We start from the raw sequence: 22,662 nt of genomic DNA, 5'->3' as shown, positions 1-22,662 counted from the left end.
AGGGAGTCTAAGGGCACTCCTTGTGCTCGCGGAGTGAGATGGGAGGGAGGTCGCACGATGAAGTGACGCAGAACGTGTGACCGAACACCGACACCCACCGATCCCCGGAGTCTCTAGTGGCCGGCGCCGAGGTCGGGCAGCAGCGGGACCATCCGGTTCCAGCGGGAGATCTCGCAGCCGTTGCTCCGGTCGTACGTCGTGTCGACGGGGCGTCCGGCCCACGTGCCGGTGACGTGGGCGGTGGCGGGGCCGCCGTAGATCATCGTGCACATGCTGTCGGGCGGCACCGGTGCGAAGGGGTCCTTCCCCCACCGGGTGTTGCGGCCGACGGCCTCGCAGGCGCCGGTCACGTCCGGGTGGGTGCCGCCGCCGGGATGGCAGTACAGGTCGAGGGTCCCGTCGGCCGAGCCCGCGTGCCGGACGGTGACGGTGAGGTGGTCGCCGCCGGACCGGTCCTCGTCCTGGCCGGGCGGTGGGGCGAGGGTGCGGGCGGTCGTGGGGGACGCGGTGGCGGGCGTCGCGGCCAGTGCGCCGACGGTGGCGGCGGACGCGGCGGCGATCACGAGGAGACGGTTGACCTGCAACATGACCTGACTAACGCCCGCCGCCCCCGGACGATGCGGACACGGCGGCCGGCATCAACGGCTTTGCCCTGCGGCCCGCCTGCCTAGTACCGTGGACCGCGATTGGTGGCACCCCGCTCGTCTGTGTCATCATCTGCACGCACCACTCGCGCTCGCGCGGGAGGTCGTTGCTGGAGGCGTCGCCTAGTCCGGTCTATGGCGCCGCACTGCTAATGCGGTTTGGGACGCAAATCCCATCGAGGGTTCAAATCCCTCCGCCTCCGCACCCCATCCGAAGCCCTGGTCCGAGTGACCGGGGCTTCGGTCGTTCACAAGGTCGTTTTCAGGCCGTTTCCGCAGCTCACAAGGGGTACGGCTAACGGATTTCACATGGCGGCGGCAGTCATGTAATGTTCTTCCTGTCGCCGCGAGCGGGCCGGAAGGGCCGGGATCGGCGAAGGAAAACAAAAGAAAATCAAGCACTCGTAGCTTAACGGATAGAGCATCTGACTACGGATCAGAAGGTTGCAGGTTCGAATCCTGCCGAGTGCACATCGAAGACAGGGACCCCGTGGATCACTCCACGGGGTCCCTGTCTTCGTCCGGCGCCGCGGGTTCCTCCTCGCCGGGGCGAGGACGTCGGCTGCTCACCGCGATGTACAGGCCCCAGACGGTGACGAGCGCTCCCGCCACCGCGCCCAGGTCGACGGCGGCGTTCTTGATCCAGGTGAGCGTGTCCGTCAGCCAGGAGAACGGACCGGAGGCCCCGGGTGCGGGAGCCGCTGTGGCCAGTGCCGTGATGGGTTTCTCGGACAGCACGGTGTCGGTGTCGCCGTAGTAGGCGGTGACCGTCAGGGTCAGCGCGACCTTTCCGGTGTCCTTGGCCGTCACCTCCCACCGCCACGTCGCGCGGTCGTTCTTCGTCAGTACGCTCTGGCGCTCGGAGGAGAGCGGAGTGCAGCTCAGTCCGGCTCCCGAGCAGCGCAGCCGCACGCCGATCTGCGCACCTGCCCGGACCGTCGTGCTCGCATCGCCGGACGCGGGCGGATGCCAACGGCCCGTCACATCGGCGTGGAAGAAAAGCGGTTCACCCGCCATGAGCCTGAGTTTCCCGGTATTGGTGTAGGTGAGCTGCCCCTCGAAGAGCTGCCTGCGGGCGTCGCTCATGCTCTCCACGAAGTCCCGCTGGCTGCTGCCGCTTCCGGTCCCGCAGGCCACGAACGTGAACATGCAGGCCGCCAGAAGCGCGGCGAGCCTGAGCCCGCCCAGCACACGTCGCCACATGTGCCTCACGTTCTCAGATTTGCCCGGCCGGCGAGAGACGGGTTGCGGTCAGTTTGCGGGACGCGGATCGCACAGCGCTCTGCTCGAAGGGTTTGAAGAGAAGGACGGGGGTCACGGCATGCGGATAGGGATCACCGGGCACCGAGGGCTGCCCAGCGACACCGAGCGGGCGGTCACCGCGGCCATCCGGGAGGCCGTGAGCGCGTTCCCCGTGACCGACCTCGTGGGTGTTTCGTGCATCGCGGACGGTCCCGACGCGTGGTTTGCCCAGGCGGTGCTCGAGCGCGGAGGCTCGCTCGAGATCGTCGTACCGGCCTCGAAGTACCGTGCGTCTCTGCCGGATCGGCACCACGCGGTCTACGACGACCTCGTGCACCGGGCGTCCGAGGTGCACGGGACCGGGCTGACGGACGCCGATTCCCACGCCCACATGGTCGGCAGCGAGGTCCTGGTCGGTCTGGTCGACGAGCTGCTCGCCGTCTGGGACGGGCGGCCGGCGCGCGGTTACGGCGGTACTGCCGACGTGGTGACGTACGCGGAGCGCACCGGCGTACCCGTACGGATCCTGTGGCCCGCCGGAGCCACCCGCGACTGACGCCAGCCCCGCCGGGAGCCCTCACGGCAATGCCCCCGGCCGTCAGGCACCCGCCGCACACCCATCCGCCCCCGCGCCCAAGTGACGTTGCTCACATGATTTCGTGTGCTCGACAGGGTCGTCCGCGAGGTCGGCGACCAGGTTGTGATGAACAAGCGATGTGGACGGCCTCAGCGATAGGCGTGTCTAGGCCCATACTGGAAGCAATGACAAAGCCAGCTGCACCGAAGCGCTATCTGCCCACCAGTCCCTTCAAGGCACCGGCCGCGGCGGCCCCCAAGCATTTCGCCGTGGGCGACCAGGTGACACACGACATGTACGGCCTCGGCCGGGTCATCGGCATCGAGGACGGCATCGCGGTGCTCGTCGACTTCGGGTCGGTTCAGGAGCGCATCCTGAGTCCGTACGCCAAGATGAGCAAGCTGTAGGACCGCAGTGCCCGGTCACGGCACACCAGGTCCTGGCGGCCTGTAACGAACGGGAGACCTCTCATCGAACTGACCTCGCTGTTCTCCGCCCCGGAAGGGGCGTCCCGCCGTGCAAACGCGGGATCGCCCCCTCCGGCGACGAACCCCTTCCAGGCCCCGGACTTCGGGGAGGACGAGACGCTGCCGCTCGACGACGGACCGGCAGCCTTCTCGGACGTGGACGAGGCCTACCGCCGGGCGGGCTAGGCAGGACGGCCCAGCCACGGGGGCCGGGCTTTCCGGAGGGGAATCGGATTTCCGGCGGCGGACCGGGCGTGCACAGCCATGCCCACTGCCCCCTTCAGCGGACCGAACGGATGAGGACGAGGGACCCTTCACAGGCCTCTGCGTCCCACAGCACAGCGCCCCGTGCCGCGCGTCCCAACTCCCGTCCTTCAAGGCGGTTTTGATACGGCCGACGTACTGCGCCCACGTCTCGTCCGCCGCGAAACTCCAGGCCGAGCGGGCCTGGACCGCGCCGGGATCGAGAAAGCGCTCCGGCCGGCCGAAGTACGCCTCGTTGAAGCCGTCCGTGCAGTCCGAGGGGATGGGCACGGCGGTGACGGTGACCGTCCCGCCGAGGGCGTCGGCGATGCCGGCGACGGGCGGACGGCGGCGGGCCTCCGTGTCCAGGACCAGCGGCGCGTACTCGTACAGCCAGAAGTCCCGGACGAGACCGGGATCGCAGGTCAGCACGGAGACCGGCCCCCGCGTCATCCGACGCATCTCACGCAGCCCGGCGGCGGGGTCGCTCCACTGGTGCACGCTGAACATCGTCATCGCGGCGTCGAACGCCCTGTCGGGGAACGGCAGTTGCTCGGCCACGGCGTCCATGGCGTCCACGGCCTCGGCGAGGCCCCGAGGTCGCTGCTCACGCATCGAACGCGACGGCTCGACGGGGGTGACCCGCACCCCACGGGCTCGTACGAACCGGCCCCCCGCCCCGACATTCACCCCACTCTCCGCCCCCGCCCCCGCCCCCGTCCCGAGCGCCTCGCGAACCACCCGCGCGATCCTCGGATCCGGCCGCCGATACCCGCTGTACCCGGCCCCGACGACCCCGAAGTCGACGTCACCCGCACTGCCGTGCAGACGCCGGCGAGCCGGTCGACGAGCCGATGGCCCTCTCCACTCGGATGTACTTCAGCCATGACCACCCACCGTCAACAGCACACCGCCGCCTGGGCCCGCTACTTCGCCGACCGCGGTCACCCGGGCGCTCGCCGCCGGTGTCGAAGGCGCCGTCTACCGGCTCGGCGACGGGACGGTCGCCAAGGTGTGGAGCGGGCGGCGGCCGGCCGCTCCGGAACTCGTACGGCGGGTCTACGACGACATCGCCCGGCACGCGGCGTCGTTGCCGTTCGCCACGCCGGAGATCCAAGCCGTCGAGGAGCACGAGGGCGTCCTCGTCACCTATGAACGCGAGCTGCGGGGAACGCCGTTGCGGGCCGACTCGGCGATCGCGGCGCCGCCCCGGGAGCTGCCCGCGAGGGAGACCGACGCCCTGCTGAGGGTCCTGCGCGCCCTGGCCGCCGTACCCGGCACCGAGGCCATGCGCCGTCTCACCGTGCAGGGCGACGACCGCCCCCTCTGGGAGGGCCACGCCCGTTTCCCCGATGCGCTCGCCGCCCTCGTCCGGCGGGCAGTCGGCCGACACGGCGACCTGCTCGCCGCCAGGGTGCCCGACCTCGCGGCGATCGTGCGGCGGACCACGGAGTCCCTGGTGGCGCTGCCGGACAGCCCCTTCGTCTCCGTCGTGCACGGCGACCTCGTACCGCCCAACATCCACGTCGACGGCGCGGGCGCCCCCACGGCCGTACTCGACTTCGGGTTCTTCACGACCGCCGGCGACCCGGCCTTCGAGGCCGCGGTGACCGCCGCCGTGTGGGACATGTACGGCCCGTACGCGGAGCCGCACACCACCGCCCTCACCCGCCTGTTCGCCGAGGAGCTCCACCACTCCCCGGACACGCTCGCCCTCTACCAGCGCGCCTACGCCCTGACGACGTACGACCTGTTCTCCTCGGACGGGAGCGACGGCCACTTCCGTTGGTGCGCCGAGCTGTTGGGGCGCGGGCTCCGTAGGCCGTCGCTTACGCCGCCGCGCTGAACACGGGCGTCGCCGGCACCGGTCGTACCGGGATCGCTACGGTCGCCGGTGTGCCGCGGTCGGCGAAGACGAAGAGGCGCAGGACCAGGAAGCGGCCGATGCCGGCGAGGGCGGAGGCGCTGAGGTAGACGATCTGTTCGGTGAGCATGCCGGGGGAGGCCTGGACGGTGTGCAGGACGAGTATCGCGGCGGACGTCGCCGCGTAGGCCGCCGTGGCCGAGCCCGCCGACTGCCAGTGCTCGCGCACACCGGGACGGCGCCCGGTGCCGAAGGTGAACAGGGCGTGCAGCTCCGTGCAGAGGATGGTCGAGGCGACCGTGATCAGCGCGTTCGCCACGCCCCAGGGCATCAGCGCGGCGAGCAGCGGTACCGCCAGGCTGGACAGCACCCCGACCCCGCCGCCGCACACCACGAACCGGACGAAGGACGCGAACGGACCGGGAGCGGTCGTCGTGGTCCCGGTGGTCCCGGTGGTCCCCTCGGTCCCCGCGTTTCCCTGCTTCTGCGAGAGCGGCGACTTCATGGGATTTCCCTCCGTACGGCGGCCGTTCGACCTGCGCCGGTCCTCCTGACCGGCTGAGATCAACGATGCCGTCGTACGGCTGCGCGCACGATGAAGCGGTCTCCCGAACCGTCGGTGTAGCGGGCTCCACCAACGGGGTCGGGTTTACCCCCCACCTGGTCTGTCGAAGGGGGCTGGCACATGAGCGCACACCAGTACGACGAGGGGTATACGGTCGCCGGGCGGCCCGGATTCGGCATCGCGACAGTCAGTCAGTGCCAGAGCCACGACCACCGGAACCTGCGTACCAATATCAATGTCAGTGCCGCCCTCTAATCTCGTGAGCGATGGCACAGACATCACGGACACCACGGACGTGGAAGTGCTCGGGACTCCGATGGACGGCAGGCGGTCCCGAGCTGAAGTGGGACGGCGGGCGCGGGAGCCCGCTGCCCCGGGGGAAGCGGGTGGCCTTCGAGGTCGCGGAAGGGGGCGGGCGGACATGTGTGGGGGCGCGGGGGCATACCTGTCCGGTGCGGGCGGCCGTGCCGGAGCGCAGCACGGGCGCGCGGTGCGAGGAGTGCGCGCGGCTGGACCGGGCGCACTCGGTGGCCGCCGACACGATCGCGGACGACCCGCGCCCGTACCACGTATATCTGGCCTGGTTCGGCCCCGGCCTGCTCAAGGTCGGCATCACCGTCGAAGAGCGCGGCTCCGCGCGACTGCTTGAGCAGGGCGCCGTCTGCTTCAGCTGGCTGGGCCTCGGCCCCCTGATGGCAGCCCGCCGCTCGGAGGAACTCCTGCGCGCCGCACTCCGGGTACCGGACCGGATTCCCTACGGCGAGAAGCGCGCCGTCCGCTCCGTGCTCCCGGGCTCGGCGGCGGAGCGCGCGGCCGAGCTCGCCGACCTGCACGCCCGGGCTCTCGCGCTGCGCGAATGGCCGGAGTCGCTCCACCGCGAGCCGTACCAACCCGTGGACCACGTCGACGTGTTCGGCCTCACGGACCTCCCGGCCGCCGTCGGCGAGGTGAGCGGGCTGATCGCGGGCGGGGTGGTGAGCGGGGAGGTGCTCGCGGCGGCGGGACCGGATCTCCACCTCGCCACCGGGCGGGGCGTGGTCGTGCTGGACACACGGCTGATGACGGGGTGGGAGCTGATCCCGGCCGGGGGCGACACGGTCGAATTCACCGTGCCGGTGAGGGAGTTCAGGAGGGAGGTACCGGGGGTCCAGGAGGGGTTGTTCTGAGAACTCCGGTGGCAGCTCAACTACCGTTTCACGCAGGCCTTCCATGTGGACGAGCAGGGGGCGGTGCGCCGGCGATGGGCAGGAGTGGGGTCAGGAGTGGGGTCCCGTATGGGCAGTGAATCCGGTGATCGCGGCGAGACGGCCGAGGCGGTCGAAACGGTCGAGGTGGCCGGGATCCGGCAGTTCTGGGAGCGGCTCGGGCTCCCCGGACTCGTCGACGTGCACACCCACTTCATGCCCGAGCGGGTGCTGCGCAAGGTCTGGGGTTACTTCGACGCGCTCGGGCCGGCGACCGCCGGAGCGCTCGAATGGCCGATCACGTACCGGAAGGAGGAGGACGAACGGGTCGCGCTGATAAGGGAGTTCGGAGTACGCGCTTTCACCGCCATGCTCTACCCGCACAAGCCCGGCATGGCCCGGTGGCTCAACGGCTGGGCCGTCGACTTCGCCGCCCGCACCCCCGACTGTCTGCACACCTCGACTCTCTTTCCGGAAGCGGGAGTTGAGGACTACGTCAGCGAGGCGCTGGACTCCGGCGCGCGGGTGTTCAAGGCGCATCTGCAGGTCGGGGCGTACGACCCGGCCGACGAACTCCTCGATCCCGCCTGGGGGTTGCTCGCCGAGTCCGGGACACCGGTCGTGATCCACTGCGGGTCGGGGCCCGCTCCCGGCAAGCACACCGGACCCGAGCCGATCGGCCGGGTGCTGGCCAGACACCCGCGGCTGCGGCTGGTCGTCGCGCACATGGGGATGCCGGAGTACGAGGACTTCCTCGACCTCGCCGAGCGGTACAGGGAGGTGCGGCTGGACACGACGATGGCGTTCACGGACTTCAGCGAACGCCTCGCCCCCTTCCCGCCCCGTGCGCTCCCCCGGCTGGCCGCCCTGGGAAACCGCGTTCTACTCGGCAGCGACTTCCCGAACATCCCGTATCCGTATCTGCACCAGCTGCACGCCCTGGAGCGGCTGGGCCTCGGGGACGACTGGCTGCGGGCGGTCTGCCATCACAACGGGGCCAGGCTGTTCGGACTGTGAGGGAGACGCGGAGGTTGGGGGTTACAGGGGAGACCGAGGCGGCACGGGCGGAACGCACAGGTCCGCCGGAGCCGCATGCGGGACGGGATAAGTCCAGGGCAAGAGATTCCAAGGTGTTCCCTGAGAGGCCCCTGTGTGTTTCTCAGGAAAATCACAGACTCTAGAAAGCGTGCTCTAAGAGGACCGCGACAACGTGTCCACCATGACCACGACCTCGCCCCAGGGGCGCACCGAACTGCTGAGGCCGGACGGGAGCCCCGTCCGAGTGCTTGTGGTGGACGACGAGCTGTCGATCACCGAGCTGCTTTCCATGGCCCTTCGTTATGAAGGCTGGCAGATCCGCAGCGCGGGTGACGGAACCGGCGCGATCCAGACCGCGCGCGAGTTCCGGCCCGACGCCGTCGTCCTCGACATGATGCTGCCCGACATGGACGGTCTGACCGTCCTGGGTCGGCTGCGCCGTGAGTTGCCGGACGTTCCGGTGCTGTTCCTCACCGCGAAGGACGCGGTCGAGGACCGGATCGCGGGTCTCACCGCCGGCGGCGACGACTACGTCACCAAGCCCTTCAGCCTCGAAGAGGTCGTGGCCCGGCTGCGCGGGCTGATCCGCCGCTCCGGTGCGGCGGACCGCCGTTCGGACTCCGTGCTGGTCGTGGGTGACCTCACCCTCGACGAGGACAGCCACGAGGTGTCGCGGGCCGGGGACGGCATCCACCTCACCGCCACCGAGTTTGAGCTGTTGCGCTTCCTGATGCGTAATCCCCGTCGTGTACTCAGCAAGGCACAGATCCTCGACCGTGTGTGGTCGTACGACTTCGGTGGGCAGGCCAATGTGGTCGAGCTCTACATCTCGTACCTCCGCCGGAAGATCGACGCGGGACGTGAGCCGATGATCCACACTCGACGCGGCGCCGGCTACCTGATCAAGCCCGCGGCCTCATGAGCGGGCGACGACGGCCGCGTGCGCAGAAGAAGCGAGCGGGTAAGCCGCGCACCCTGCGGACCCGGCTCGTCGTCGCGTCCGTAACGCTGATCGCGGTGGTGTGTGCGGTGATCGGTACGGTGACGACCGTTGCGCTGCAGTCGCACCTGTACGACCAGCTCAAGGGCAAGGTGACGGAGACGGCCATCCGTGCGGTGGGCCGCGGTCCGCAGGGCAGCCCGGATGGCGGACCGGGTCCGGCGAACCTGAACGGCTCGTCCACCTCCACCTCTTCCACCGATGACGATCCCATCAAGACGCCGGCCGGCAAGGTCAAGCGGGTCCTCACCAGCAGCGGTCCGTCGCAGGAGAAGACGATCGCCGCCTATGTGGAGAAGGGCTCGATCACCACCGCTTCCTACAGCCAACAGCAGACCGACAGCAGTGGCGTGGGCAAGGGGATGGCCACCCCGGCTCTCAACACGGCGCAGAAGAAGGCCCTCGCCTCCGTGGCGAAGGACGGCAACACACACACCGTGACCATCCCGGGCCTCGGTGACTACCTCGTCAAGTACGCCAGCACCCCGGACGACAAAACCGAGGGCTACTACATCGGCCTGCCGACCGAAGAGGTCGACAACACCGTCAACACCCTCATCCTCGTCGAGCTCAGCGTCACCGCAGCCGGCCTGGTCGCCGCCGGGATCGCCGGCTACGTACTGGTCGGCATCGCCACCCGCCCCCTCCGCCGCGTCGCCGCCACCGCCACCCGTGTCTCCGAACTCCCCCTCCACACGGGCGAAGTGACCCTGAACGAACGGGTCGCCGAGTCCGAGACCGACCCGCATACCGAGGTCGGCCAGGTCGGGGCCGCGCTCAACCGGATGCTCGACCATGTGCACGGCGCCCTGCATGCCAGACAGCAGAGCGAGATGCGGGTACGGCAGTTCGTCGCGGACGCCAGTCATGAGCTGCGGACGCCCCTCGCCTCCATCCGGGGATATGCCGAACTCACCCGTCGCGGGCGCGAACAGACCGGGCCCGACACCAAGCACGCCCTGGGGAGAATCGAGTCCGAGGCCGGGCGCATGACCCTCCTCGTCGAGGATCTGCTCCTGCTCGCCCGGCTCGACGCGGGCAGACCGCTCCAGTTCGACCAGACCGACCTGATCCCGCTCGTCGTGGACACCATCAGCGACTCGCGCGCGGCCGGCATGGGCCACAACTGGCGGCTCGACCTGCCCGACGAACCGGCCCTCGTGTCGGCGGACGCGGCCCGCATCCAGCAGGTGCTGGTCAATCTGCTGGGCAACGCGAGAAAGCACACACCGCCCGGTACGACGATCACCGCGCGTGTGCAGCGACGCGGCCCGTGGATGTGTGTGGACGTCGAGGACAACGGTCAGGGCATCCCGCCGGATTTGCTGCCGCACGTCTTCGAACGGTTCGCGCGCGGCGACTCGGCGCGTTCCCGCTCCACGGGATCGACCGGACTGGGCCTCGCCATCGTGCAGGCGGTCGCGACCGCGCACGGCGGAGCCGTCACCGTGGACAGCGTTCCCGGACGCACTGTGTTCACCGTGCATCTGCCCGCGCTTGCACCCGCTGTGCCCGCGCCCGCCCCCGAAACGAATTGGCAATCGCACTCACAGGCACAGCACAGTGCCACCACATGGGTGCAACAGGGCGCTTGAGGAGAGTCGGTTCATGCGAACCGACTCTTCTCCCGGCACCCTGCCGGCGCGGGAGCACCTCCCGGCCGGAGACGCCGGTACGCCTGTCCTGGACGTAGTGATCCCCGTCTACAACGAGGAGAAGGACCTCCAGCCATGTGTGCTCAGACTGCACGAGCACCTCAAGCGCACGTTCCCGTACGCGTTCCGCATCACCATCGCGGACAACGCGTCGATCGACACCACTCCTCAGGTGGCCGCGCGGCTGGAGTCGGAAATCCCCGAGGTGAAATCGTTCCGCCTGGAGCAGAAGGGGCGCGGTCGAGCACTGCGCACCGTCTGGTCCGCCTCGGACGCCCCGATCCTCGCCTACATGGACGTCGATCTCTCCACCGACCTCAACGCGCTGCTCCCCCTGGTGGCGCCGCTGATCTCGGGTCACTCCGACCTGGCGATCGGTTCCCGGCTGGCCCGCTCGTCGCGTGTCGTGCGTGGCGCCAAGCGCGAGTTCATCAGCCGGACCTACAACCTGATCCTGCGCGGCTCGCTGCAGGCCCGCTTCTCGGACGCCCAGTGTGGATTCAAGGCGATCCGGCGTGATGTGGCCCAGGCGCTGCTGCCGCTCGTCGAGGACACCGGCTGGTTCTTCGACACCGAGATGCTGGTGCTGGCCGAACGGGCCGGACTGCGCATCCACGAGGTGCCGGTCGACTGGGTCGACGACCCGAACTCGACGGTCCACATCGTGAAGACGGCGACCGAGGACCTGAAGGGAGTGTGGCGCGTGGGCAAGGCCCTGGCCTCCGGTTCGCTGCCGCTCGACCGTGTCACGCGTCCCTTCGGCGACGACCCCCGCGACCGTGACATCAAGGACGTGCCCAAGGGGCTGGCCCGCCAGCTCGTCGGGTTCTGCGTGGTCGGCGGTCTCTCCACCCTCTTCTACCTGGTGCTCTACAGCGCCTTCCGGCAGTTCTCCGGCTCGCAGATCGCCAACGCGCTCGCGCTGCTGGTCTCGGCGGTCGCCAACACGGCCGCCAACCGCCGGCTGACCTTCGGGGTCCGGGGCCGGGGCGGCGCCGTCCGCCACCAGGCACAGGGTCTGGTCGTCTTCGCCATCGGCCTCGCGCTGACCAGCGGCTCCCTTGCCGCGCTGAACGCGGCCAGCAGCAACCCGGCGCACTCCACCGAACTCGCGGTCCTGGTGGCCGCCAACCTCGCCGCGACCGTCCTCCGCTTCCTGCTCTTCCGCGCCTGGGTCTTCCCGGACCGAGGCGACAGCACCGACGAGTCGACGCTCGCAGCCCTCAACTCCACTTCGTCGCCCACCTATTCGACGGCGGCGACGGCACCCCAGCACGCGCAGCACCACGGTGCCTACGGCCCGCTGCCCACCCGGCAGCCGCACCCCCAGCCGGGGACGTACGACACCACCACGTACGACACCACCACCCAGTTCCGCGCCGGTGAAGCCGCGGACGGCACCTGGAGGGACGCGACGATGCAGTTGCAGCCGGTGCGTCCCCACGACACCGACCCGAGGGACCCCCGATGACCACCGAAACCGATCAGACGACCTATCCGGGAGGAGGCGGCCCCTCGTCCTGGGGGGCGCCGGCCGGTGACACCGGCAGAGACACGGCCCTTCAGGAACCGGTGGCGCCCTCGGACACCCTGGCCCCCCAGGCCGGTGAGCCGAAGCAGCCCCTCGGCCGCCGCCTGTGGCGCGGCCGGCCCGAGGACCCGCGCTGGGTACGCCCCGCGTTCTGGGGCATGCTGCTCGCGACGGGCCTGCTCTACCTCTACAACCTGAGCGCGTCCGGGTACTCAAACTCCTTCTACTCGGCGGCGGTTCAGGCCGGCAGCAAGAGCTGGAAGGCCTTCCTGTTCGGCTCGCTCGACGCGGGCAACGCGATCACCGTCGACAAGCCCTCGGCCTTCCTGTGGCCGATGGAGATCTCGGTCCGCATCTTCGGCCTCAACTCGTGGGCGATCCTGGTCCCCGAGGTCCTCATGGGCGTCGGCACGGTGGCGGTCGTCTACGCGGCGGTCCGCCGCCGGCACAGCCCCGAGGCCGGTCTGATCGCGGGCGCCGTGCTGGCGCTCACCCCGGTCGCCGCGCTGATGTTCCGCTTCAACAACCCCGACGCCGCACTGGCGTTGCTGATGGCGGCCGCCTGCTACCTCGTCGTCCGGGCCCTGGAGGACGGCCGTACGAAGTGGCTGGTGTGGGCCGGAGTCGCGATCGGCTTCGCGTTCCTGTCGAAGACCCTGCAGGCCTTCCTGATCCTGCCGCCGCTGGCCATCGTCTACGCGGTCTGCGCGCCGGTGAGCGTGAAGAAGAGGTTCGCCCAACTGGGCCTGGCGACGGGTGCGTTGGTCGTCGCGGCCGGCTGGTGGGTCGCGCTCGTCGAGCTGTGGCCGGCCTCCTCGCGCCCCTACATCGGCGGCTCGCAGAACAACAGCTTCCTTGAACTGACCTTCGGCTACAACGGGTTCGGCCGCCTCAGCGGCGACGAGACCGGCAGCGTCGGCGGCGGAGGCGGCGGCACCGGCACCGGCATGTGGGGTGCCACCGGCTGGAACCGGATGTTCAACTCCGAGATCGGCAGCCAGATCTCCTGGCTGCTGCCCACCGCGCTGATCCTCCTGGTCGCGGGCCTGGTCGCCACACGCAAGCTCAACCGCACGTCGGTCAGGCGCAGTTCGATGCTGGTGTGGGGCGGCTCGCTGGTGACGACCCTGGTCGTCTTCAGCTACATGGCCGGCATCTTCCACCAGTACTACACGATCGCCCTCGCCCCCTACATCGCGGCCGTGATCGGCATCGGCGCGGGTTCCCTCTGGGAGCGACGCGGCGAGATCTGGGCGTCGATCACCCTCGCGGCGGCGGTAGTTGCCGCCGGTGTGTGGGGTTACGTCCTTCTCAACCGCACCCCCGACTACCTGCCCTGGCTGAAGTGGCTGGTCCTCCTCGGCTCGCTGGCGGGCGCGCTCGGCCTGATCTTCGTCGCGAAGATCGGCCGCCAACTCGCCCTCGCGGCAGTCGGCTTGAGCATCGTGGCGGGCCTGGCCGGTCCTACGGCGTACACGCTCTCCACGGTCGACTCGGCGCACACCGGCTCCATCCCGACGGCCGGTCCGGCCGGCGCGAGCATGATGGGCGGCGGCGGTCCGGGCGGCGGCCGAGGCGGCTTCGGCGGCGGCAACCGCACCGGCGGTACGGGCACGATGCCCGGTCAGCAGGGCGGCGGCACCACCCAGAACCAGGGCGGCGGCTTCCCGGGCGGCGGCACGGGCACGATGCCCGGCGGCGGTACCGGTACGGCGCCCGGCGGCGGCACCCAGAACCAGGGTGGCGGCTTCGGCGGCCAGACCGGCGACGGCGGTGGCATGGGCGGCGGTGGCGTCGGCGGTCTGCTCAACGGCGCGACGGTCACCTCGGCGGCCAAGAAGCTGCTCCAGACGGACGCCGGCAAGTACACCTGGGTCGCCGCGTCCATCGGCTCCCAGAACGCCGCGAGCTACCAACTCGCCACCGGCGACCCGGTGATGGCGATCGGCGGCTTCAACGGCACCGACCCGTCCCCGACGCTGGCCCAGTTCCAGAAGTACGTGGCGGACGGCAAGATCCACTACTTCATCTCGGGCGGCACCGGCATGGGCGGCAGCAGCACCGGCAGCTCCTCGCAGATCACCTCGTGGGTCGAGAAGAACTACAAGAAGGTGACGGTCGGTTCGGCCACCTTCTACGACCTGACGCAGAAGGCGAGCAGCTGACACCCGGCTGATCCCGGAGGGGCGGTGACCACACGGTCACCGCCCCTTCTTCGTGTCCGGAGCATCTCCGTTATACGCCGTATAGGAACTGTTCTACGGTGTACAACATGACCTCCCACCCCAAGCGCTGGATCGTCCTCGGAGTCATCTGCCTGGCGCAGCTCACCGTGCTGCTCGACAACACCGTCCTGAACGTCGCGATCCCCTCGCTCACCCGCGAACTTGACGCGAGCACCGCGGACATCCAGTGGATGATCAACGCGTACTCGCTCGTACAGTCGGGGCTCCTGCTGACCGCGGGCGGCGCCGCCGACCGCTACGGCCGCAAGAAGATGCTGATCACAGGTCTCGCGCTGTTCGGCACGGGCTCACTGATCGCCGGACTCGCCGACTCCACCGGGCAGTTGATCGTCGCGCGGGCCGGCATGGGGGTGGGCGCGGCGCTGCTCATCACCACCACCCTCGCCGTCGTGATGCAGATCTTCACTCCCGAGGAACAGCCGAAGGCGATCGGCATCTGGTCCGCCGTCAACGCGCTCGGCTTCGCGACCGGCCCGCTCCTCGGCGGCTTCATGCTGAACCACTTCTGGTGGGGTGCGATCTTCCTGATCAACCTCCCGGTCGCGGCCCTGGCCCTGGTCGCGACGGTCGTCCTGGTCCCCGAGTCCAAAAGCCCGCGCGGCGACCGCCCCGACCTCCTCGGCGCCCTGCTCTCCACCGTCGGCATGGCCGCGCTGGTCTACGCGATCATCTCGGGCCCCGCGCACGGCTGGACGTCGGACCGGGTGCTGCTCACCGGGACGGTGGCGGTCCTGGTGCTGGCCGCCTTCGCGTACTGGGAGAACCGCGTCCCGTACCCCATGCTCGACCTGTACTTCTTCCGCGACCGCCGGTTCACGGCCGCGGTCACCGGGGTCGTCCTGATCACCTTCGGCATGACCGGCTCCCTCTTCCTGCTCACCCAGCACCTCCAATTCGTCCTCGGCTACGGCCCGTTGGAGGCCGGGGTGCGGACGGCGCCGCTCGCCCTGGTGATCGTCGTGCTCAACTTCTCCGGGTTGGCGGCGAAGTTGAGGGCGAGGGCCGGCGCTCCGTCGGCCATCGGACTGGGCATGGTGTTGATGTCGGCGGGGTTGGTGTCGATCGCCTCGCTCGCGTCCGGTGGGTATGCGGGGACTCTGGCGGGGTTGACGCTGATCGGGGCGGGGACCGCGCTGGCAACTCCGGCGATGGCTCACGCGATCATGAGTGCGATTCCTGCGGAGAAGGCGGGGGTCGGCGCGGGCATCAACGGCACGTTGGGGGAGTTCGGGAACGGGCTGGGGGTCGCCGTTCTCGGTGCGGTGCTGAGCTCTCGGTTCGCGGCGGGCTCCTTGCCGCAGGGCTTGGCGGGGGCTTCTTCCGCCGCGGAGAGGAGGAGGGTGATCGATTCCTTCTCCGCCGGGCTGGAGGTCAGTCAGTTGGTGGGGGCGGTTGGTGTCTTGACCGGGGGGTTGCTTGCGGCGGCGTTGTTGCGGCGGGCGGAGCGGGCAGACTCGGGGGTGGTGGTCGCTCAGTAGTGTCTGCGGGTGCGTTGTGGCTGGTCGCGCAGTTCCTCGCGCCCCTGATTACAGTGATCCGGGATTTGGATCTTGAGGAAGGTGCGTCATGGCCAAGGCAACCCCGTCGTCAGGGCGTTCTGCGCGCACCAGTGTCTGGCTTGAGACGAAGACGCGCCGGGGCGGACGGGGCGGGGGACAACCCGGTCTCGACCGCACCCGCATCACCGAAGTCACCGTACGACTGCTGGACGCCGAAGGCCTGGCCAAGTTCTCGATGCGGCGGCTGGCTGCCGAGTTGAACGTGACGGCGATGTCCGTCTACTGGTACGTCGACACGAAGGACGACCTTCTCGAACTCGCCCTGGACTCCGTCTTCGGCGAGTTGCCGTTGCCCGATCCGGACGCCGAGGACGAGGACTGGCGGGACCAGCTCCGCATGCTGGCCACGGTGTACCGAGGGCTGTTGGTACGGCACCCTTGGCTGTCGCCGGTCGCCGGGACGTTCCTCAACATCGGGCCGAACTCGCTGTCCTTCTCCCGCGTCGTCCAGCGCGTGGTCCGGCGCACGGGGCTGCCGGACCACCGGCTGACGGGGGCGATCTCGGCCGTCTTCCAGTTCGTGTACGGCTACGGCACGATCGAGGGCCATTTCTTCGCCCGGGTCGCCGACACCGGCATGACCCCCGACGACTACTTCCGGCACGCCATGACCACGCTGGACGGGGCTCCGACGGCCGCCGAGGTCGTGGAGGAGTCCAGGCAGCTCATGGCGGCCCGGGGCGGCGACACGGTCGCGGAGATGATGGAACGGGACTTCACCTTCGCCCTGGACCTGCTGGTGGCGGGCATCGAGGCGATGGTGAAGCGGGGTTGAGCACGAGCGGTACTCGTCGTCCTCTTGTCTGCGTCTCTCGCGCTGCTTCGCAGGCTTCGAGGCGCTGCGCCGGACTGCGTCCGTCGGGTTGGGCTGGGGCGTGGTTGTCTACTCGTCCGGGGCGAGCCGTGGCGGGAAGCCGCCGGTGGCGACCGGGCCCCACCGCTCCGGTGTGACCCGGATGATCGACTTTCCCTGCTTCAGCATCGCCGCGCGGTACTCGTCCCAGTCCGGGTGCTCGCCGGCGATGTTGCGGTAGTACTCGACGAGCGGTTCCACGGAGTCCGGCGGGTCGATGACCTCGGCGGTGCCGTCGATCTGGACCCACGGGTCGTTCCACTCGTCGCTCAGGACGACGAGGCTGACGCGCGGGTCCCGCTTGGCGTTGCGGGTCTTGGCGCGCTCGGGGTAGGTGGAGACGACGATCCGCCCGGAGTCGTCGACCCCGCAGGTCAGCGGCGAGGCCTGGGGGCTGCCGTCGGCCCGCCGGGTCAGCAGCAGGGCGCGGTGGCGGGGTCGTACGAAGTCGAGCAACTCGTCCAGGGAGACGGTGGTGTTGGTCGCGATGTTCGGTGCCATGCCGCCACCCTAGGCGCACGGCACCTCGTTACGCCTGAGGCAGCGACGCCCCCTGCACCGCCTGGATGTCCAGCTCGACCTTGAGGGTCGTGCCGATGGCGGCGATGCCCGCCTGGACGACCTGGTTGTAGTTCATCGCGAAGTCCTCGCGGTGCAGTTCCGTGGTCGCGCGGAACGCGGCGCGGGTGCCGCCCCAGGGGTCGGCGCCGGTGCCGAGATAGGCGAGGTCGAGGTCGACGGGTCGTACGACACCGTGGAGGGTCAGTTCGCCGGAGACCGTCCAGCGGGAGGAGCTGGCGGGGGCGAGGCCCGTGGAGCGGTAGGTGATCTCCGGGTAGCGGGCCACGTCCAGGAAGTCCGGGGAGCGCAGGTGGTCGTCGCGCATGCCGTTCCCGGTGTCGATGGACGCGGCCCGGATGACCGCCTCCACGCGGGACTTGGCGATGTCGTCCGGCGCGATCTCGACCGTGGAACTGAAGTCGGTGAAACGGCCGCGCACGCTGGAGATGCCCAGGTGCTGGGCGACCGCGCCGACCGTGGAGTGCGCGGGGTCCACGGTCCAGGCTCCGGGCGGCGGGAGTTCGGTGCCGCCCTGGCGGGCCAGGGTGACCGTGCCGACCTCGGCCCGGCCGCTCGCGGTGACGATCGCGGTGGCGGCGGCGGGCGCGTATCCGACGGCGGTCACGATCACCGTGTACGGGCCTGGGGCCAGCGGGTTCACGTCCCGTACGGCACCCTCCGCGTCCGCCTCGGCCCGCAGCACCTGCGCGCCGGTCGTGTCGGTCACCGTGACGACCGCGTGCGACACGGCCCATCCGTCGCGGGTACGGATCTTCGCGGTCAGTCCCATGTCTCTCGTAACTCCTCGCCGTACAAAGCCATACAAAGGGGACCGGCCCGTGGGGCGTGCCTCCGCTCGGGACACGCTCCACGGGCCGGGGTGGGGGAACTACTCGCCGGGGTGGGCGAGTTCGATGTCGTGGCCGTCGGTTCCGCTGCCGTTCAGCGTGAGGGCGGTGGCGACCGGCGGGTAGCCCGTCGCGATCACCGTGTACTCGCCGCCGCTCAGGTCGGTGAAGGCGTACGCCCCGTCCGTCCCGGTGGTGGCGGTGCCGACCACGTTGCCCGCCGCGTCCACGAGGGTCACCCGGGCGTCGGCCAGCGGGCCGTGCGGGGCGCGGACCACGCCCAGGACCTGGGCGCCGGAGTCGAGGTCTATCTCGACCCGGGTGACGCCGGTGCCGCCGACCTCGACGGGCAGCGCGCGCGGCCGGTACCCGTCGGCGTTCACCGCGACGGTCACCGCCCCCGGCACCAGCTCGGCGAAGGCGAACTCGCCCTGCTCACCGGTGGTTCCGGTGGACAGCAGATCACCGCGCACATCGGTCACGATGACCATCGCGTCCTTGACCGGCTGACCCGAATCGGCCGCCCGCACAAGGCCGTTGAGGCCGCTGGTGCCGCTGAGGAGGACGTCGTACGACACCGGGTCGCTGCCGTTCACGACGACGGTCGACGCCTGCGGCTGGAAGCCGTCGGCGGAGGCGATCAGGACGTACGAGCCCACGCTCGGCGCGTCCAGTGCGTAGGAGCCGTCCGCCTGCGTGACCGAGCGGCCCAACTGGCGTCCCCCGAGGGAGATCAGGGTGACGGCGGCCTGCGGGACGGGTGCGCTCTCGGCGCCGCGGACGAAGCCGCGGACGGGAATTCCACCGGACGTGGCTGTGGTCACGGGTGGGGTCTCCTCCTGCGTCTCGGAAGTGGCGGCCCAGCTGGGGATCTTCTCCTCGGCCGGCGCGGGAATCTCGGCCGCGTCCAGCACGCCCACGGCCTCCTCGGCGGCCTGCGCCAGCCCGCCGGACGTCCGCAGCGGGACCTCCTTGATGAACATGACGACGACGAAGGCGATGAGGGCGAAGGGCGCCGCGTAGAGGAACACGTCGGCGATGCCGTGGCCGTAGGCGCTCTCCAGCCAGGTGCGGACCGTGCCCGGGAGGGCGTCCATGTCGGGGAGCGCGCTGCTGCCGGCGGCCTTCGCGGCGGCGGCCTGGGACTGCGGGTCCAGGGAGGTGATGGTGTCCTTGGCGTAGTGCGTGATCCGGCCCGACATCACCGAGCCGAGCACGCCGACGCCGACCGCGCCGCCGAGCGAGCGGAAGAAGCTCACCGTGGAGGAGGCGGCGCCGAGGTCCTTCGGGGTGACCTGGTTCTGCGTGGAGAGGACCAGGTTCTGCATCATCGTGCCGACGCCGATGCCCAACAGGGCCATGTAGATGGACAGTTCCCAGTACGGGGTGTCGTAGCGCATCAGGCCGAGCAGGCCCAGGCCCGCGGTGAGGAAGAGGCCGCCGGCGACCAGCCAGCCCTTCCAGCGGCCGGTCTTGGTGATGAAGCGGCCGGAGACCATCGACGCGACGAACAGGCCGCCGATCATCGGGATCGTCATGACACCGGACATCGTCGGTGACTTGTCGCGGGCCAGCTGGAAGTACTGGGAGAAGAAGACCGTGCCCGAGTACATGCCGACGCCGACGAACAGCGAGGCCAGGGAAGCCAGGGAGACCGTGCGGTTGCGGAACAGGCGCAGCGGGATGATCGGCTCGCTCGCCCGCGTCTCGGTGAACACGAACAGCAGCGCCAGCACGAACGTGCCGCCCACCATCGTGTACGTCTGCCACGACAGCCAGTCGTACTTGTCGTCGGCGAAGGTCACCCAGACCAGCAGCAGCGAGGCGGCGGCGGTGATGAAGAAGGCGCCGGTCCAGTCGACCTTGACCTTCCGCCTGGCGACCGGGAGGTGCAGCGTCTTCTGCAGCACGACCAGCGCGATCAGCGCGAAGGGAATGCCGACGAACAGGCAGTAGCGCCAGCCGAGCCACGAGGTGTCGGTGATCACGCCACCGAGCAGCGGGCCGCCGACGGTGGCCACGGCGAAGGTGGCGCCGGTGTAGCCGGAGTACCGGCCGCGCTCGCGCGGGGCGATCATCGCGGCCATCACGACCTGGACGAGGGCGGAGAGACCGCCGGCGCCGAGGCCCTGGATGACACGGGCGCCGATCAGCATCGCCGGGTTCTGCGCGAGGCCCGCGACGACCGAGCCGATGATGTAGATGACCAGGGATATCTGGACCAGGGCCTTCTTGCTGACCAGGTCCGCCATCTTGCCCCACAGCGGCACCGAGGCCGTCATGGAGAGCAGGGCCGCGGTGACGACCCAGGTGTAGGCCTCCTGGCCGCCGCCCAGGCTGCCGATGATGGTCGGCAGGGCGTTGGTGACGATCGTCGACGAGATGATCGCGGCGAACAGGCCGAGCAGCAGCCCGGAAAGCGCCTCCATGATCTGCCGGTGCGTCATCGGAGCGCCGTCGGGGGCCGCGGGGAATCCCCCTCCGTGCTTGGCGTGAGCCCGCACACCGGCTGGTGTGGTCGTTGCCATGGGCTTCCTTTTCTTCCGTGCTTATGCGGGTGTACGGGTGGTGCGGTCGAGTTCGGGGTGGGGGGTTTCGGCGTGGGGGGAGTGGGGGTTCTCGGGGGTGTGGGGGGTGGTGAGGCGGACCGGGGTCGCGGTGCGGCAGTCGCCGAAGTCGGCACGGAGCCGGGTCATCAGCCGGATCAGCTGGCCGACCTCGTCGTCGCTCCAGTCGCTCAGCCGGTCGGCGAGCAACTGGGCGGTCCGCCGGGACAGTTCGTCGAGCCGGACCTGGCCGCTGGGGGTGAGGCGCAGGATGCGGGAGCGCTTGTCCGAGGGGTCGGCGGACCGTTCGATCCAGCCCCGGTCGGCGACGTGCGCGACATGGCGGCTGGTCACGGACATGTCGACGGCGAGCAGCTCGGCGAGCTTGCTCATGCGCATGGCGCCGTGCCGGCCGAGCAGGGTCAGTACGGCCGCGGAGCCGCTGGGGCAGTCGGACGGCAGGATCCGTCCCAGCTCCCTGCGTACGGCGCCGAAGGCACTGAACTGACGCATCAGCTCCTCGTACTGCGTCCGTTCGGCCATCACACCTCCCCTGCTCGCCATGTTCGTTGCTTAGGGCAACCATAGGAGAGGTTGGTTGCTACAGGCAAATAAAACGGGGTAGGTGTGGCATAAAAAGTTGGCAAAGGCAAGCATTGATGAACGTAAACCCACAGGTGGGAATGGCTGCGCGAGGCCCCGCACTTGGGTGTCCCCCGGGGATTCGCTAGTGTCTCGGCCCATGGCAAACACCCAGGGCCCCGAGGGCAACTATGACCCCGCCGGCAGCACCCAGATGTTCCGTGCCTTCGTCGACGAGACCCCCCAGGGCGGCCGGCAGCAGCAGGCCGCCGCTCCCGCCGGACCCCGTATCGGCCTGATCGTCGGCGTTGTTGTCGCCGTGCTGGTCGTGGCGGCGGTGGTGTACCTGGCGATGATGTAGCGCCGACCGCGTGACTCGGGCGGCTACCGGGCCGGCTCCAAGGGGAACCGGTAGACCGTCGACCCCCGGGCCCGGAAGCCCAGCCGCTCGTACAGCCGGTTGGCCGCGGTGCGGTCGGGGCGTGAGGTGAGGTCGACGGTGCGGGCGCCGGCTTCCCGGGCGATCCGCAGCGTCTCGTTCGCCAGCAGCGTGGCGATTCCCGGCCCGCGGGCCGCGGTGTCGACGACCACGTCCTCGACGCGCCCGCGCAAGCCGGACGGCACCGGGAACAGTACGAGCGTCAGGGCGCGGACGATTGTGCCCTCCGCTCCTCGCGACCAGCACGGTGTTCGTCGCACAGGAGACCAGCCGGTCGACCGCCGCCCGCGGCGGAGCCGCATATCGACACAGCCCCGCGCCCCTTCAGGGCGCTGCGGGGACGCCGACTAGAGCCACTCGACCGACACGTCACGTGTCTCGATGTGCATGCCCAGTGGTACTCGCCATGCGTCGACGCACACCGTCCAGGTCTTCTCCTTGCGCGCGTCGGCCCCGATCGGTACCGGCAACTGCTCCGTGGAGTCGATCGTCGCCCAGTCGATCCCCAGGGCCCCGATGATGTGCGTCCCGAAGGTCACCGTGCCCGAACGGACCGCCGTACCCCCGGAGTTGTGGAAGCTCAGGGTGACGTCCTCGCACCAGCGGTGGGCCGTGGGCTTGCGGGTCGGGGTGCTCCAACTGAGGGCGGCGGGAGCCGGCGCAGGAACGGCGGTTGGGGTCGGTGATGGTGAATGGGTGCTCCTGCGGCCGGACTTGGTGCTCGCGGACGGAGTCGGGGCTGAAGTCCGGGTCGGGTGCGGCGACTTCGGGGCATCCAGCGGTACCAGTGTCACGCCGCCCGTCGGGTGGGGCACAGTAGCGGATGACGGCCGGGGTGGGCCGACCGCCGCGTAACCGCCGTTGCCGTTGTCTGCGCACGCGGTCAGCATTCCGCAGACGACGGCCGCCGACGCGCCCAGGAGGGCGCCTCGGCGGCCAGTTGTCCATGAGGGACGACGCATCGCGCCATGGTGGCTGACGCTTCGTCAAATAGGAACCCTTGGCGGCGGGTTCGGAA

Annotated in this window: 21 protein-coding genes, 2 tRNA genes and 1 pseudogene; 14 read left to right on the top strand and 10 right to left on the bottom strand. The window is 70.0% G+C overall.

Features of this window, described 5'->3' with window-relative positions:
* Positions 1-113: 113 nt before the first annotated feature.
* On the bottom strand, positions 114-587 hold the full coding sequence (locus OH768_RS25960; protein WP_406457407.1) for an SSI family serine proteinase inhibitor: 474 nt from the start codon (positions 585-587) through the stop codon (positions 114-116).
* 169 nt (positions 588-756) lie between these two features.
* Here OH768_RS25960 and OH768_RS25955 point away from each other — a divergent pair.
* Together OH768_RS25955 and OH768_RS25950 are read left to right on the top strand one after the other, a co-directional pair.
* Positions 757-847, top strand: a tRNA-Ser gene (locus OH768_RS25955).
* A 195-nt stretch (positions 848-1,042) separates the two neighbouring features.
* Positions 1,043-1,115: transfer RNA gene (locus OH768_RS25950), tRNA-Arg, on the top strand.
* A gap of 24 nt (positions 1,116-1,139) precedes the next feature.
* Here OH768_RS25950 and OH768_RS25945 read toward each other — a convergent pair.
* Positions 1,140-1,847: a hypothetical protein gene (locus OH768_RS25945; protein ID WP_406457405.1), complete on the bottom strand. Its 708-nt coding sequence runs from the start codon at positions 1,845-1,847 to the stop codon at positions 1,140-1,142.
* 118 nt (positions 1,848-1,965) lie between these two features.
* On the opposite strand from OH768_RS25945, the gene OH768_RS25940 reads away from it, so the two are divergent.
* Both OH768_RS25940 and OH768_RS25935 read left to right on the top strand, forming a co-directional pair.
* Positions 1,966-2,442, top strand: coding sequence for a hypothetical protein (locus OH768_RS25940; RefSeq protein WP_406457403.1), 477 nt, complete (start codon positions 1,966-1,968; stop codon positions 2,440-2,442).
* Positions 2,443-2,648: 206 nt separating this feature from the next.
* Positions 2,649-2,870, top strand: a complete 222-nt coding sequence (locus tag OH768_RS25935) for a hypothetical protein (RefSeq protein ID WP_019073270.1) — start codon at positions 2,649-2,651, stop codon at positions 2,868-2,870.
* A gap of 15 nt (positions 2,871-2,885) precedes the next feature.
* Here OH768_RS25935 and OH768_RS25930 read toward each other — a convergent pair whose 3' ends face one another.
* Positions 2,886-3,821 (bottom strand): class I SAM-dependent methyltransferase, encoded by a 936-nt coding sequence (locus OH768_RS25930; protein ID WP_406457401.1) that lies wholly within the window; start codon positions 3,819-3,821, stop codon positions 2,886-2,888.
* 361 nt (positions 3,822-4,182) lie between these two features.
* Here OH768_RS25930 and OH768_RS25925 point away from each other — a divergent pair.
* Positions 4,183-5,019 (top strand): annotated as a pseudogene (locus tag OH768_RS25925) (phosphotransferase family protein); the annotation flags it as partial.
* On the opposite strand, the gene OH768_RS25920 reads toward OH768_RS25925, so the two are convergent.
* The gene (locus OH768_RS25920; RefSeq protein WP_406457399.1) at positions 5,003-5,542 is read right to left on the bottom strand and encodes a hypothetical protein; all 540 of its coding nucleotides are present in this window, start codon (positions 5,540-5,542) and stop codon (positions 5,003-5,005) included. The pseudogene OH768_RS25925 and the gene OH768_RS25920 overlap by 17 nt on opposite strands.
* 326 nt (positions 5,543-5,868) lie before the next feature.
* On the opposite strand from OH768_RS25920, the gene OH768_RS25915 reads away from it, so the two are divergent.
* The 8 genes from OH768_RS25915 to OH768_RS25880 all read left to right on the top strand — a co-directional run bounded on the left by OH768_RS25915 (position 5,869) and on the right by OH768_RS25880 (position 16,590).
* Complete coding sequence (locus tag OH768_RS25915; protein ID WP_406457397.1) at positions 5,869-6,768, top strand: DUF2797 domain-containing protein; 900 nt, start codon at positions 5,869-5,871, stop codon at positions 6,766-6,768.
* A 108-nt stretch (positions 6,769-6,876) separates the two neighbouring features.
* Positions 6,877-7,803 (top strand): amidohydrolase family protein, encoded by a 927-nt coding sequence (locus tag OH768_RS25910; RefSeq protein WP_406457395.1) that lies wholly within the window; start codon positions 6,877-6,879, stop codon positions 7,801-7,803.
* A 202-nt stretch (positions 7,804-8,005) separates the two neighbouring features.
* Positions 8,006-8,746, top strand: coding sequence for a response regulator transcription factor (locus tag OH768_RS25905; RefSeq protein ID WP_317884636.1), 741 nt, complete (start codon positions 8,006-8,008; stop codon positions 8,744-8,746).
* A complete protein-coding gene (locus OH768_RS25900) occupies positions 8,743-10,419 on the top strand; it encodes a sensor histidine kinase (RefSeq protein ID WP_406457392.1) in 1,677 nt (558 codons plus the stop codon). The genes OH768_RS25905 and OH768_RS25900 overlap by 4 nt, the downstream gene beginning before the upstream one ends.
* Before the next feature lie 13 nt (positions 10,420-10,432).
* Positions 10,433-11,950 (top strand): glycosyltransferase, encoded by a 1,518-nt coding sequence (locus OH768_RS25895; protein WP_406457390.1) that lies wholly within the window; start codon positions 10,433-10,435, stop codon positions 11,948-11,950.
* Positions 11,947-14,175: an ArnT family glycosyltransferase gene (locus OH768_RS25890; RefSeq protein ID WP_406457388.1), complete on the top strand. Its 2,229-nt coding sequence runs from the start codon at positions 11,947-11,949 to the stop codon at positions 14,173-14,175. Before OH768_RS25895 ends, OH768_RS25890 begins: the two co-directional genes overlap by 4 nt.
* A 107-nt stretch (positions 14,176-14,282) precedes the next feature.
* The gene (locus OH768_RS25885) at positions 14,283-15,734 is read left to right on the top strand and encodes an MFS transporter (protein WP_406457386.1); all 1,452 of its coding nucleotides are present in this window, start codon (positions 14,283-14,285) and stop codon (positions 15,732-15,734) included.
* An 88-nt stretch (positions 15,735-15,822) separates the two neighbouring features.
* The gene (locus OH768_RS25880) at positions 15,823-16,590 is read left to right on the top strand and encodes a TetR/AcrR family transcriptional regulator (protein WP_406457384.1); all 768 of its coding nucleotides are present in this window, start codon (positions 15,823-15,825) and stop codon (positions 16,588-16,590) included.
* A gap of 108 nt (positions 16,591-16,698) precedes the next feature.
* Here OH768_RS25880 and OH768_RS25875 read toward each other — a convergent pair whose 3' ends face one another.
* From OH768_RS25875 to OH768_RS25860, 4 genes are all read right to left on the bottom strand, one after another.
* A complete protein-coding gene (locus OH768_RS25875; protein ID WP_406457382.1) occupies positions 16,699-17,169 on the bottom strand; it encodes a PPOX class F420-dependent oxidoreductase in 471 nt (156 codons plus the stop codon).
* 28 nt (positions 17,170-17,197) lie between these two features.
* Positions 17,198-18,019: a YceI family protein gene (locus OH768_RS25870; protein ID WP_406457380.1), complete on the bottom strand. Its 822-nt coding sequence runs from the start codon at positions 18,017-18,019 to the stop codon at positions 17,198-17,200.
* 99 nt (positions 18,020-18,118) lie between these two features.
* Positions 18,119-20,605 (bottom strand): MFS transporter, encoded by a 2,487-nt coding sequence (locus OH768_RS25865; protein WP_406457378.1) that lies wholly within the window; start codon positions 20,603-20,605, stop codon positions 18,119-18,121.
* 21 nt (positions 20,606-20,626) lie between these two features.
* Positions 20,627-21,166 carry a MarR family winged helix-turn-helix transcriptional regulator gene (locus tag OH768_RS25860; protein WP_406457376.1) on the bottom strand — a complete coding sequence of 180 codons (540 nt, stop codon included), beginning with the start codon at positions 21,164-21,166 and terminating at the stop codon, positions 20,627-20,629.
* 199 nt (positions 21,167-21,365) lie between these two features.
* Between OH768_RS25860 and OH768_RS25855 the strand changes: the two genes are divergently transcribed.
* A complete protein-coding gene (locus tag OH768_RS25855) occupies positions 21,366-21,566 on the top strand; it encodes a hypothetical protein (protein ID WP_359610893.1) in 201 nt (66 codons plus the stop codon).
* 23 nt (positions 21,567-21,589) lie between these two features.
* Here OH768_RS25855 and OH768_RS25850 read toward each other — a convergent pair whose 3' ends face one another.
* Together OH768_RS25850 and OH768_RS25845 are read right to left on the bottom strand one after the other, a co-directional pair.
* A complete protein-coding gene (locus tag OH768_RS25850; protein ID WP_406465443.1) occupies positions 21,590-21,850 on the bottom strand; it encodes a GNAT family N-acetyltransferase in 261 nt (86 codons plus the stop codon).
* A 141-nt stretch (positions 21,851-21,991) separates the two neighbouring features.
* Positions 21,992-22,606, bottom strand: a complete 615-nt coding sequence (locus OH768_RS25845) for a hypothetical protein (RefSeq protein WP_406457374.1) — start codon at positions 22,604-22,606, stop codon at positions 21,992-21,994.
* Between the last annotated feature and the right edge of the window lie 56 nt (positions 22,607-22,662).

Source organism: Streptomyces sp. NBC_01622 (assembly GCF_045209635.1).
Taxonomy (GTDB): Bacteria; Actinomycetota; Actinomycetes; order Streptomycetales; family Streptomycetaceae; genus Streptomyces.
Note: the sequence above shows the minus strand (reverse complement) of the source record. Positions and strands in the feature narration are given on the sequence as shown.